Here is a 12,418-nt window from a genome sequence, read left to right as displayed (position 1 = left end):
GCATGACTGCCGCCAGTCCCGCTGCGCCCCAAGCGTCCACAGGTGCCCCGGCGCCTGCCAGCGCAACGCCTGTAACACCTCCCGCACAGCACCCGCCGCTGACCGGCTCCACGCTGCTGCTGGGCACGCTGGCGCTGTCGCTGGCCACGTTCATGAACGTGCTCGATTCGTCGATTGCCAACGTGTCCATTCCCGCCATTGCCGGCGACCTGGGCGTGAGCCCCGGCCAGGGCACCTGGGTCATCACCAGCTTTGGCGTGGCCAATGCCATCTCGGTGCCGCTGACCGGATGGCTCACGCAGCGTTTTGGCGCCGTGCGTCTGTTCAGCATGAGCGTGCTGCTGTTTGTCATCACCTCCTGGCTGTGCGGCTTTGCCACGTCGCTGGAGATGTTGGTGTTCTTCCGCGTGCTGCAAGGCCTGGTGGCCGGGCCGATGATTCCGCTGTCGCAAACCCTGCTGCTGTCGAGTTTTCCGCGCGCACTGGCGGGCACCGCGCTGGCCCTGTGGGGCATGACCACGCTGGTCGCCCCGGTGGTAGGGCCGCTGTTGGGCGGCTGGATCACCGACAACATTTCCTGGCCGTGGATCTTCTACATCAACGTTCCCGTGGGTCTGCTGGCCGCTGCGTTCACCTGGGCCATCTACAAGCAACGCGAAACCCCCACACGCAAGCTGCCCATCGACAGCGTTGGTTTGGGCCTGCTGGTGTTGTGGGTGGGCTCGCTGCAGCTCATGCTCGACAAGGGCAAAGAGTTGGACTGGTTTGCCTCGGGCGAAATCACGGCCATGGCCATCGTTGCAGCGGTGGCGTTTGCGGTGTTCGTGGTGTGGGAGCTGACCGACGAGCACCCGGTGGTGGACCTGCGCCTGTTCAAGGGCCGCAACTTCACTTTTGGCGCGCTGTCGCTGTCCGTGGCCTATGCCCTGTTCTTTGGCAATGTGGTGCTGCTGCCGTTGTGGCTGCAGCAGTTCATGGGCTACACCGCTACGGCCGCCGGTATGGCGCTGGCGCCTGTGGGGGTGCTGGCCATCTTGCTGACGCCCATCGTCGGGCGCAAGGTGGGCCAGTGGGACCCCCGCCGCATGGCCACCGGGGCGTTCATTGTGTTTGCCCTGGTGTTGTGGATGCGCTCGCGTTTCAATACCGAAACCGATTTTGTGACGGTGCTGATCCCCACCGTGATCCAGGGCGCGGCCATGGCGTTCTTTTTCATTCCGCTGACCACCATCACGCTCTCGGGACTGCCGCCCGAGCGCATTCCGGCGGCGGCCGGGCTGAGCAACTTTGTACGCATCACCGCGGGTGCCATGGGTGTATCGATTACGACCACCCTGTGGGAAAGCCGCGCCGCCATGCACCACGCCCACCTGACCGAAACGCTGGTGCAAGGACAAGGTGTCTTTGCCCAAACGCTCAACGGCCTGACCGCTTCGGGGCTGACCATGCCGCAGGCACTGGCACAGGTCAACCGCCTGATCGACCAGCAGGCCTATACACGCGCCGTGGACGACATCTTTCTGGCGTCCGCATTTCTGTTCCTGACCTTGATCGCCACCATCTGGCTGACCCACCGGCCCGCGTCAGCAGGCGCAGCGGTGGATGCCGGCGGGGCGCATTGAGGGTTTGATTTTTTGCATTGTTAAAAAACTAACAAAAATAGCTTCTAGCGCCCTATACACAAGCGCTAGAAGCTATTTTTTTAATAGCAACCATAAGGATAAGCCAGGCGATCAACCCAGTACCGGTGCCCGCAGCGCAAGGTTGAGCTGATCAACCAGTTCAGCCCAGTCGGCATCTTCGCGCCACCCGTCGCGCAGAAATGCGGCCTGCGCGGTGGTCCAGAACGGGGCATTGGGCAGGGTGATGTCATCCGCCAGGGGCGAATGCTGGCGCAAAAACTGTCCGATCTCGGCGTTGTCGGTCGGCAGGCCCAGTTGGGCAAAAAGGTCTGTAAAGCGGTGGATGCTGCTGTCCATGGCGTGTCACTCCTTTGGCGCAAGAGAAAAGTGGATCAAAAGCTTGTAAACCAGTATCTACAGAATTCAGGCCAAACCCAAGCCCGCAGCACCAACAAGCGAAAAAGGATGACAGCCTCCTCAGAGCAGCGCCACCCCCTTCAGGCTTAAAAAACTGCTCTCCCGCGTCACCGTGACGAAATCGGCCAGCCAGGGCCGCTCGGCCGTGCGCTGCATGCACGCGGCGTACAGGCGGCCGGTCAGGCCGTGCGGGCCAATCGGCCGGGCGGTGACGTAGCCGCGCTCCACATAGCTTTGCACTGCCCACACCGGCAGCGCCGCCACGCCGCGCCCGCTAGCCACCAGCTGCAGCATGGCGACCGTCAGTTCGGTGGTGCGGCGCGGCGGGCGCACGCCGGCGGGCTCCAGCACCTGGCGCACCAGGTCGAGCATGTCGTCGGGCACCGGGTAGGTGATGAGGGTCTGGTCGGCAAAATCCTGCGCCGCCAGGTGGCTGCGCGCCACCAGCGGGTGGCCATTGGCCAGCAGCGCCTGGATTTCAAAACCAAACAGCGGGTGGAACTGCACCACCGGGTCGTCAGCATCCACCTCCGAGACGATGGCCACGTCGGCACGGTCCTGGTGCAGCAGGCCCACCGGGTCGGCCTGAAAGCCCGAGACGATGTCCAGCTCGACCTCGGGCCAGCGGCTGCGAAAGGCGTCCATGGCCGGCATCAGCCAGTCAAAGCAGGTGTGGCATTCGACCGCAATGCGCAACTGGCCGCCGCGCCCGGTCAGCAGCCGCGCCACGTCGCGCTCGGCCGCTTCGACCTGCGGCAGCACCGCGTCGGCCAGCGCCAGCAGGCGGCTGCCTGTGGCACTGAACTGCGGCGGTACCGATTTGCGCTCGAACAGCGGCGCAGCGTAGCGGTCTTCGAGCAGCTTGACCTGGTGCGACAGCGCCGACTGCGTGAGGTTGAGCAGTTGCGCCGCCCGCACCAGGCTGCCGCTGTCGCGCAGCGCCTGCAGGGTGCGCAGGTGGCGCAGCTCCAAAATCGATTGCATCATTAGATTAATTCAAGTTGAGCAGATAAAACTTTCGTTTGAATAATAAATGAGTCCGCGCGACCATTGCAACCTTCATTGCACTGCACACCCTCCGAAGGAACACAACCATGTCGCAAGCCGCGCTCTCGCCCTCCCGCCCCGTGCTCACCCACACCTTGGGCTTCCCACGCATGGGCGCACAGCGCGAACTGAAATTTGCGCTCGAATCGCACTGGCGCGGCGACCGCACCGCCGCCGACCTGCAGACCACCGCTACCCAGCTGCGCCAGAAGCACTGGCAAGCGCAGGCCGACGCGGGCCTGGGTTTTGTCACCGTGGGCGACTTCGCCCTGTACGACCATGTGGCCAACCACATCCAACTGCTGGGCTGCGAGCCCGCACGTTTTGCGTTGGGCGCCGACACGCCTGAACTGGACCGCTACTTCGCCATGGCGCGCGGTGTGTCGGCCGGTGCCACCGCCCACGAAGGCTGCAGCCCCGGCTGCACCGCAGCGCACGCTACCGACGGCCAGCCCGCGCTGGAGATGACCAAGTGGTTTGACACCAACTACCACTACCTGGTGCCCGAGTTCAGCGCGACCACCACGTTCCGCGTGGCCAGCGAGCGCCTGTTTGATGAAGTGCAAGAAGCGCAGGCGCTGGGCCACCCGGTCAAGGCCGTGCTGCTGGGGCCGCTGAGCTTTTTGTGGCTGGGCAAATCCAAAGAGGCCGGTTTTGACCGCTTCACGCTGCTGGAGCCATTGCTGTCGGTGTACGAAGCCGTGCTGGCGCGCCTGAAGGCGCAGGGCGTGCAATGGGTGCAGATCGACGAGCCCATCCTGGGCCTGGACTTGCCCGCAGCCTGGCGCCACGCTTTTGAGCCCGCCTACTGGCAACTGGCCCGCAGCGCGCCCCAACTGCTGCTGGCGACGTACTTCTCGCCGCTGTCGGAGAACCTGCGCCTGGCCTGCCAGCTGCCGGTGGCCGGCCTGCACGTGGACGCCGTGCGCGCCCCCGAAGAGCTGGTCGGCGTGGCCGACTGGCTGCCCTCGCACAAGGTGCTGTCGGTGGGCGTGGTCGATGGCCGCAACATCTGGCGCACCGACCTCGATGCCGCCCTGGCGCGCCTGGCGCCGGTGCTGCAAAAACACCAGGGCGCGCTGTGGCTGGCGCCCTCGTGCTCGCTGCTGCATGTGCCGTTCAGCCTGGCGGCCGAAACCGCGCTCGACCCCGAAGTCCGCTCCTGGCTGGCCTTTGCCGTTGAAAAGCTGGGCGAACTGCGCCTGCTGGCCAGCGCCCTCACCCAGGGCGAAGCGGCCGTCGGCCCCGAACTGGCCGCCGCGCGCGCGGCCCTGGCCGCCCGCCACGCCAGCCCGCGCGCGCACCGCGCCACGGTGGCGGCCCGCCTGGCCGCTGCCGCCCCTGGCGCCGACCAGCGCAGCAGCCGCTTTGCCGTGCGCCAGCAGGCGCAGCGCGCGCGCCTGCAACTGCCCCTGCTGCCCACCACCACCATCGGCTCGTTTCCGCAGACCACCGAAATCCGCGCGGCCCGCGCCAGCTTCAAGCGCGGCACGCTGAGCGCCGCGCACTACCAGCGCAGCATGGAAGCAGAAATCGCCCTGGCCGTGCGCAAGCAGGAAGCCCTGGGCCTGGACGTGCTGGTGCACGGCGAAGCCGAGCGCAACGACATGGTCGAATACTTTGGCGAGCAGCTCGACGGCTTTGCCTTTACACAGAACGGCTGGGTGCAAAGCTACGGCTCGCGCTGCGTCAAGCCGCCCATCATTTATGGCGACGTGGCCCGCCCCGCGCCCATGACGGTGGCCTGGACGCGCTACGCCCAAAGCCTGACCGACAAGCCCATGAAGGGCATGCTGACCGGCCCCATCACCATCCTGCAGTGGAGCTTCGTACGCGACGACCAGCCGCGCAGCCAGACCGCCGAACAGATCGCCTGGGCTATCCGCGACGAAGTGAGCGACCTGGAAGCCGCCGGCATTGCCGTGATCCAGATCGACGAGCCCGCCATTCGCGAAGGCCTGCCCCTGCGCAAAGCCGGTGGTCAACCCTACCTGGCCTGGGCCACGCGCGCCTTTCGCATCGCGGCCAGCGGCGTGCGCGACGACACGCAAATCCACACCCACATGTGCTACAGCGAGTTCAACGACATCCTGCCGGCCATCGCCTCCATGGATGCCGACGTCATCACCATCGAAACCAGCCGCTCGGACATGGAACTGCTGCACGGCTTTGGCCAGTTCCAATACCCCAACGAAATCGGCCCCGGCGTGTACGACATCCACTCGCCGCGCGTGCCCGGCGTGGGCGAGATGACCGCGCTGCTCGAAAAAGCCGCCGAAGTGGTGCCCGTAGGCAACCTGTGGGTCAACCCCGACTGCGGCCTCAAAACCCGCAGCTGGCCCGAAACCGAAGCCGCGCTGGCCCACATGGTGCAGGCCGCGCACGCGGTGCGGGCGCGGCTGGAAGAAGAAATGAGTCTGTAACTAAATCGGCCTTCAGGGCTTTCCCATAAAGCGCAAGAAGCTATCAAACAAATAGCTGAATACGCGCTGTCTGACAGACTCACCCGAAGAAACCCGACAGCCAGGATCGCCCTGCGCCTGCCGGGCTGCACGCGGGCGCGCCGCACCATGCAGAGACTTCCCACAAACACCAGAAAGAACTGCCATGTCGATCTCCCTGATCCTTCTCATCGTGCTGATCCTGATCCTCGTCGGCGCCCTGCCCACCTGGGGCCACAGCCGCTCCTGGGGGTACGGCCCCAGCGGCGGCATCGGCCTGGTGGTTCTGATTTTGGTGGTCTTGCTGCTGATGGGGCGGATCTAGGCGGGCACTGCAGCTTTGCGTTTAATGCCTGATTGGCGCAAAATGCGCCAATCAGGAGAAAATCATGGCCGCCACCCCCTTTGCATCCGTCAAACTTCCCAGCGCCCTTGTCGAGCAGGCACGCCAGGCCGCGCAGCCCATGCGTCGCTCGGTCGCCAGCCAGATTGAATACTGGGCCACGCTGGGCCAGATCGTGGAACACACGGGCCTGAGCGTGCAAGAAGCGCGCCTCGCCATCGAGCAGTACGAAGCCACCTCGACCCCGCACACCCCCGCCACGGCCGCCGCCTCGGTGGACGCGCTGAGCGCCCGCCTGCTGGCCGCGCAAACCAGCGGCTCGCTGGCCCAGCGCGTGCGCGAAGTGGTGCGCGAGAACCAGGCCCACGCCGTCTGAGCCCATGCCAGCGCCCCGCGCGGCAACGCCCTCGCCACTCTGGTTCCACCTGCTCGCCGGCCCCAACGGCGCGGGCAAATCCACGCTCTACCGCGCCCTGGTGCGCGAAGGCATCCTGGGGCCGCCGCTCGAATTCGTGAACGCCGACCTGCACGAGCGCGCGCACCTGCAGCACATCGCCAACGCCCAAGAACGCTCCGAAGCCGCCCGCGCCTGGGCCGAGGCGCGCCGCACGGCCTTGATCGCGGCGCACACGCCATTCGCCAGCGAAACCGTGTTCTCCCACCCCTCCAAGCTCGTGCTCATCAAGGAGGCACAACGCCACGGCTTCACCGTTGCGCTGCACATCGTGGCACTGGACGACCCGGCCCGCTTGCTCGACCGCGTGGCCCAGCGCGTGCGCGAAGGCGGCCACCCCGTGCCGCCCGAGCGCATCCTGGCGCGCTACCCGCGCACCCTGGCGAACCTCGCACAGGCCGTTCGCCTGGCCGATGTGGCTTATCTGTATGACGCCATGGAAGTAACCGAAGGTGGCCCGCGCCTGGTGGCCATTCGCACGGCCACGGCCACCACGGCGCTGGTGGATGCCATGCCGGACTGGGTGCAGCGCATGTTGGGTGCAGCGGGGGCTGAAAAAGCTGCTGATTGATCTGCCGGGATTCATGCAACGAACGCCCTGAGTTCAGCCGCTGCCCTAGGCGGTCGGTCGCGACAAACAATTAGGTCGGTTTTGCATGATGGGACTGCGCCAACGCAATAGCTGACTGAATGGCTGCACGTGCTTGTGGACTATTTTTCCAGCACGTTGACCCGACAATGACGGACGCTTTTGAAACAATATCAAGAGCATTGGATTTGCTTAAATGCGCCAAAGACTCATATCCCATTTGTTCAAGGCGAGCTACTACTGTAGGGCCAACACCTTTTACAGCAAGAAGCGCTTTTCTTTCAGATGGAGGAAATGGCATGGCAATTTTTTTAAAATACCTAACCCGCGCCCTCTGCGAGAGCCTTTAGCTTGCGCAGTGTGACCGGAAGGCCTGAGTTCAGTTGCTTAGATAGCATAGGACCTAGAACAAAGGACAGAAAACCTGAGAATGTAACCCTGTGGATGACCTCTGTCGCTCCTTCCACGGGAACGAGCTCATGCTCGAATAGCATGCGAAACAAGGGAATATTCGATTCGACCGTGAAGTACTTGCCGGGCTCAACTTGAGTAAGAAGCATAGGAACTGTCATGCCCTTAGGAGGCGTGATACGGCCGCGGCTACCAACGCGAAATGGACCTTCAAGAAAAGCCTGCTTTGTGTCCGGGTCCCACGTGTGCCAGTTTTGGACATCCTCGTAAATCCGGAAGATTTTTTCGGGGGGCGCAGTGATTGCGATTCGGTGTTCAACCTGCATTGAGAATTTTCAGAAGGGGGAAAAATGACGTGAGCGGCCTAACAGCCTGAGTTCAGCCGCCGCCGTAGGCGGTCGGCTGCGAAAAATATTTAGATACCATAACCAGCAAACCGCCAAAAAACACTACTGACAAGCCTCAAAACTCTGGTTTAGGCAAACCTAAAAAATTCGCGGATGCTTGGGCTCAGTGTTTTGTGCATGCACAGCATGCATAAAACTTTCTATTACACCCCTGATACCCATATCCGGCTTACTGCGCGCTGCGCGCATCGCCCACCTCACCTCGCCCCCTACGGCACCAATCTTGCTCCCTCTTCCTGCACCGTCTCTTTCAAAAAACCCCACACCGCCTGCATGCGCGCCAAATGCTTGCCCTCGGCCGGCATGCTCATCCAGAAGGTGCGTGTGAAGCGCGCCTCGTGCGGCAGCACGCGCGCGAGGAGGGGGTCGCGGTCGGCAAGAAAGGCCGGCAGCACCGCCAAACCGGCACCGGCGCGCACGGCTTCGTATTGCGCGGTAATGCTGGTGCTGCGAAACGCGAAGCGCTCGGGCTGGTGCAGGGCATCGAGAAACTGCAGCTCCTTGGTGAACAGCAGGTCGTCCACATAGCTGATGAAGGCATGGTGGCACAGGTCTTCGCGCTGGGTCACGGGAAACGTTTGGGCCAGGTAGTCGCGCTGACCATACAGGTGCAGCACATAGTCGGTCAGCCGGGCGACGATGACCGAGCCGCGCGTGGGGCGTTCGAGCGAGATGACGATGTCGGCCTCGCGCCGGCTCAGGTGCAGCATGCGCGGCAGTGCCAGCAGGTCAATGGACAGCTGCGGGTGCTTTTGCGTCAAGCGCGCCAGGTGCGGCGCCAGTATCTGGGTGCCAAAACCTTCGGTGGCGCCCACGCGCACCAGGCCCGAGGGGCCGCCGCCCGGCGTGGGGGCCGCACGCTCCACCCCCAGCACCGCTGCCTCCATGGCCTCGACAGAGGGCAGCAGGTGACGCCCCGCCTCGGCCAGGCGATGGCCCCCCGCCTCGCGAGCGAACAAGGTGGCGCCCATTTGCTTTTCCAGCGCCTGGATGCGGCGCGACACGGTGGTGTGCTCCACGCCCAGGCGCCGCGCTGCGCCCGCCAGCGTGCCGGTGCGGGCCAGTTCCAGAAAAAAGCGCAGGTTGTCCCAGTCCATCGTATCTCCCGCTACAGGCTTGTTTGACCCGGTTCTTACGCGCGCCTTGCGAAATAGTGTGCATAAATGCAGATACTGTGCGCGCTTTTATCTCTTGTGCTGACAATTATGCACATATACCATCAGGGGGTTTCGGGCAATCAAGCCCATCCTTTCAGGAGACAACTGCATGAACGCACCTACCAACGTGGCCGCACTGGCCCCCACCGTCAAGCTGCTGATCGGCGGCCAGTTCGTCGAATCCAAAACCACCGAGTGGCGCGACGTGGTCAACCCCGCCACGCAGCAGGTGCTGGCCCGTGTGCCCTTTGCCACGCAGGACGAAATCAACGCCGCCGTGGCCTCGGCCAAGGAAGCCTTCAAGACCTGGAAGAAAACCCCCATCGGCGCGCGCGCCCGCATCTTCCTCAAGCTCCAGCAGCTCATCCGTGAAAACATGGGCGAGCTGGCCGCCATCCTGACGGCCGAACAGGGCAAGACACTGCCCGATGCCGAAGGCGACGTGTTCCGTGGCCTGGAAGTGGTTGAACATGCCGCCAGCATTGGCAACCTGCAGCTGGGCGAGCTGGCCAACAACGTGGCCGGCGGCGTGGACACCTACACCCTGCTCCAGCCCCTGGGCGTGTGCGCAGGCATCACCCCGTTCAACTTCCCCGCCATGATTCCGCTGTGGATGTTCCCCATGGCCATTGCCACGGGCAACACCTTCGTGCTCAAGCCCTCCGAGCAAGACCCCATGGTCACCATGCGCCTGTGCGAGCTGGCACTCGAAGCGGGCATCCCTCCCGGCGTGCTGAACGTGATCCACGGCGGCGAAATGGCCGTCAACGCGATCTGCGACCACAAGGACATCAAGGCGGTGTCGTTTGTCGGTTCCACCAAGGTGGGCACCCATGTGTACAACCGCGCCACCCTGGCCGGCAAGCGTGCGCAATGCATGATGGGTGCGAAGAACCACGCCATCGTCCTGCCCGATGCGAACAAGGAACAAACCCTCAATGCCATCGCTGGTGCTGCGTTTGGCGCCGCCGGCCAGCGCTGCATGGCCCTGCCCGTGGTGGTGCTGGTGGGCGAGTCGCAAAAGTGGATTCCCGAGCTGGTCGCCAAGGCCCAAACGCTCAAGGTCAACGCCGGTACCGAAAAGGGCACCGATGTGGGGCCCGTCATCTCCTGCGCCGCCCTCTCGCGTGTGGAAGGCCTGATCGAACGCGGCGTGCTTGAGGGTGCCAAGCTGGAACTCGACGGCCGCAAGCCCCAGGTGGCAGGCTTTGAGAAGGGCAACTTTGTCGGCCCGACGATCTTCTCGGGCGTCAAGCCCGGCATGGCCATTTACGACCAGGAAATCTTTGGCCCCGTGCTGGCCCTGGTAGCCGCCGACGACATCGACCAGGCCATCGAGTTCATCAACGAAAACCCCAACGGCAACGGCACCGCCATCTTCACGCAGTCGGGCGCCGCAGCGCGCAAGTTCCAGGAAGAAATCGACGTCGGCCAGGTCGGCATCAACGTGCCAATCCCCGTGCCGGTGCCGCTGTTCTCGTTCACCGGTTCGCGCGCCTCCAAGCTGGGCGACCTGGGCCCTTACGGCAAGCAAGTGGTAATGTTCTACACCCAGACCAAGACCGTCACGGCCCGCTGGTTTGACGACAGCACCACTTCGCATGGTGTGAACACAACCATTAGCTTGAAGTAACCCCCTGAGCCGCTTCGCGTCTTCCCCCTTTTGCTGCGCGATGCGAAAGGGGGACGCCACCAGCGCGGCAGGGCGGCTCTTGCGCGGAGGCACTGGTATGGGGTCGCGCCCAGGTTTAAACACCTGCCAACGGTGATGGCCAGGAAATTGAAGTCAAATCAGGCTCCAGTACTTATTCTGTAAGCGCAAGCAGCTATCAAAACAAAAGCAAAACACACCAGGAGACCCGCCGATGGACTTTGAACTGACCGAAGACCAGCGTGCCTTTGCCGACACGGCGCGCCAATTTGCCCAGGCCGAACTCGCGCCCCACGCCGCACAATGGGACGCCGAAGCCATCTTCCCCAAAGACGCGATTGCCAAGGCGGGCGAACTGGGCTTTTGCGGGCTCTATGCCCCTGAGAACGCCGGTGGCCTCGCCCTGCCCCGCCTCGACGCCACGCTGGTGTTTGAGGAAATGGCCGCCATCGACCCCAGCACCACCGCCTTCATCACCATCCACAACATGGCCACCTGGATGCTGGGCACCTGGGCCACCCCAGCGGTGCGCGACCACTGGGGCCCGCTGCTGACCACGGGCGAAAAACTCGCGTCCTACTGCCTGACCGAACCTGGCGCGGGCTCGGACGCGGCATCGCTCAAGACACGGGCCGATCGGGTGGGCGATGAATACGTCATCAACGGCTCCAAAGCTTTTATCTCGGGCGCCGGCGCCACCGATGTGCTGGTGCTCATGGCCCGCACGGGCGATGCGCAGTCGGGCGCGCACGGCATCAGCGCGTTTGCCGTGCCCGCCAACACCCCCGGCATCAGCTACGGCAAAAAAGAACACAAGATGGGCTGGAACAGCCAGCCCACGCGCACCATCAGCTTTGACAACGTACGCATCCCCGTCGACCACCTGCTGGGCAGCGAAGGTGAAGGCTTCAAGATCGCCATGAAGGGCCTGGACGGCGGCCGCATCAACATCGCCACCTGCTCGGTGGGCGCGGCGCAAGGCGCGCTGGCGCAAGCGCAGGCCTACATGCAGGAGCGCAAACAGTTTGGCAAAAGCCTGGCGAGCTTTCAGGCCCTTCAGTTCAAGCTGGCCGACATGGCCACCGAACTGGTTGCCGCCCGCCAGATGGTGCGCCTGGCCGCCAGCAAACTCGACGCCGGCGACCCGGATGCATCGACCTACTGCGCCATGGCCAAGCGCTTTGCCACCGATGCGGGCTTTACCGTGTGCAACGAGGCGCTGCAGCTGCACGGCGGCTACGGCTACATCCGCGAATACCCGCTGGAGCGCTTGCTGCGCGACGCGCGCGTGCACCAGATCCTGGAGGGCACGAACGAAATCATGCGCGTCATCATCGCCCGGCGCATGCTCGAGAGCGACGCGCCCGATGCGATTCGCTAGGTTTTTCATAGCTTCTGGCGATTGATGCATCAGCGTTAGCGGCCTATTTCATCCACACCCATGCCCGCCCGCCCCATTGCCGACGCAACGCTGCACCTGATCAACGCCGTGCGCGCTTTTCTGGCGCGGCGCGACGATGTGGACGAGCGCACCCTGTTCGGCAGCTACTGCTTCTTCGTGGACGGCAAGCTGTGCATCGGCGTCAAGGGCGATGAGTTGCTGCTGCGCCTACCGCCCGAGCGGCATGGCGAGTTCCAGGAGATGCAGAACACGCGCGAACTCTCGCCTGGTGGCGGCATGCAGGGCTACTTCTGGGTCGAACCCAACGGCTACGCCACGCGCGCGCAGTGGATCTTCTGGCTGGAAGAAGCCCTGGCTTACAACCCCCAGGCCAAGGCCACGCCGCCGCGCAAGAAAGCGCCCGGCGCAGGCACAAAGAAGAAAACCAGCGCCCAGCCGGCCCGCAGAAGACACAGCATCTTCGACGCCGAAGACTGA

13 protein-coding genes are annotated in these 12,418 nt (G+C 64.1%); 8 read left to right on the top strand and 5 right to left on the bottom strand.

Features of this window, described 5'->3' with window-relative positions; translation table 11 throughout:
- Positions 1-2: 2 nt before the first annotated feature.
- Positions 3-1,622 carry a DHA2 family efflux MFS transporter permease subunit gene (locus C8D04_RS04965; RefSeq protein WP_116003862.1) on the top strand — a complete coding sequence of 540 codons (1,620 nt, stop codon included), beginning with the start codon at positions 3-5 and terminating at the stop codon, positions 1,620-1,622.
- A 111-nt stretch (positions 1,623-1,733) separates the two neighbouring features.
- Here the strand turns inward: C8D04_RS04965 and C8D04_RS04960 are convergent, their stop codons facing one another.
- A complete protein-coding gene (locus C8D04_RS04960) occupies positions 1,734-1,979 on the bottom strand; it encodes a DUF2789 domain-containing protein (protein WP_116003861.1) in 246 nt (81 codons plus the stop codon).
- Positions 1,980-2,099: 120 nt separating this feature from the next.
- A complete protein-coding gene (locus C8D04_RS04955) occupies positions 2,100-3,026 on the bottom strand; it encodes a LysR family transcriptional regulator (protein ID WP_116003860.1) in 927 nt (308 codons plus the stop codon).
- 107 nt (positions 3,027-3,133) lie between these two features.
- On the opposite strand from C8D04_RS04955, the gene metE reads away from it, so the two are divergent.
- The 4 genes from metE (at position 3,134) to C8D04_RS04935 (ending at position 6,895) form a co-directional block, all read left to right on the top strand.
- The gene (metE, locus tag C8D04_RS04950) at positions 3,134-5,509 is read left to right on the top strand and encodes a 5-methyltetrahydropteroyltriglutamate--homocysteine S-methyltransferase (protein WP_116003859.1); all 2,376 of its coding nucleotides are present in this window, start codon (positions 3,134-3,136) and stop codon (positions 5,507-5,509) included.
- A 184-nt stretch (positions 5,510-5,693) separates the two neighbouring features.
- Complete coding sequence (locus C8D04_RS04945; protein WP_106447573.1) at positions 5,694-5,852, top strand: DUF3309 family protein; 159 nt, start codon at positions 5,694-5,696, stop codon at positions 5,850-5,852.
- A gap of 64 nt (positions 5,853-5,916) precedes the next feature.
- Complete coding sequence (locus tag C8D04_RS04940; RefSeq protein ID WP_116003858.1) at positions 5,917-6,246, top strand: hypothetical protein; 330 nt, start codon at positions 5,917-5,919, stop codon at positions 6,244-6,246.
- Positions 6,247-6,250: 4 nt separating this feature from the next.
- The gene (locus C8D04_RS04935; RefSeq protein WP_116003857.1) at positions 6,251-6,895 is read left to right on the top strand and encodes an AAA family ATPase; all 645 of its coding nucleotides are present in this window, start codon (positions 6,251-6,253) and stop codon (positions 6,893-6,895) included.
- A gap of 70 nt (positions 6,896-6,965) precedes the next feature.
- Here C8D04_RS04935 and C8D04_RS04930 read toward each other — a convergent pair whose 3' ends face one another.
- From C8D04_RS04930 to C8D04_RS04920, 3 genes are all read right to left on the bottom strand, one after another.
- On the bottom strand, positions 6,966-7,214 hold the full coding sequence (locus C8D04_RS04930) for a helix-hairpin-helix domain-containing protein (RefSeq protein ID WP_116003856.1): 249 nt from the start codon (positions 7,212-7,214) through the stop codon (positions 6,966-6,968).
- Between the two features lie 19 nt (positions 7,215-7,233).
- Complete coding sequence (locus tag C8D04_RS04925; RefSeq protein WP_116003855.1) at positions 7,234-7,650, bottom strand: SRPBCC family protein; 417 nt, start codon at positions 7,648-7,650, stop codon at positions 7,234-7,236.
- 290 nt (positions 7,651-7,940) lie between these two features.
- A complete protein-coding gene (locus C8D04_RS04920) occupies positions 7,941-8,828 on the bottom strand; it encodes a LysR family transcriptional regulator (RefSeq protein WP_116003854.1) in 888 nt (295 codons plus the stop codon).
- 169 nt (positions 8,829-8,997) lie between these two features.
- On the opposite strand from C8D04_RS04920, the gene C8D04_RS04915 reads away from it, so the two are divergent.
- From C8D04_RS04915 to C8D04_RS04905, 3 genes are all read left to right on the top strand, one after another.
- Positions 8,998-10,521 (top strand): CoA-acylating methylmalonate-semialdehyde dehydrogenase, encoded by a 1,524-nt coding sequence (locus C8D04_RS04915; protein ID WP_116003853.1) that lies wholly within the window; start codon positions 8,998-9,000, stop codon positions 10,519-10,521.
- Between the two features lie 232 nt (positions 10,522-10,753).
- Positions 10,754-11,920: an acyl-CoA dehydrogenase family protein gene (locus C8D04_RS04910; RefSeq protein ID WP_116003852.1), complete on the top strand. Its 1,167-nt coding sequence runs from the start codon at positions 10,754-10,756 to the stop codon at positions 11,918-11,920.
- A gap of 60 nt (positions 11,921-11,980) precedes the next feature.
- Positions 11,981-12,418: a TfoX/Sxy family protein gene (locus C8D04_RS04905; protein ID WP_116003851.1), complete on the top strand. Its 438-nt coding sequence runs from the start codon at positions 11,981-11,983 to the stop codon at positions 12,416-12,418.

Source organism: Simplicispira sp. 125 (genome assembly GCF_003096555.1).
In the GTDB taxonomy this organism is placed as follows: Bacteria; Pseudomonadota; Gammaproteobacteria; order Burkholderiales; family Burkholderiaceae_C; genus Simplicispira.
The sequence above is the reverse complement of the archived record's forward strand: the minus strand, read 5'-3'. Positions and strand labels throughout refer to the sequence as shown.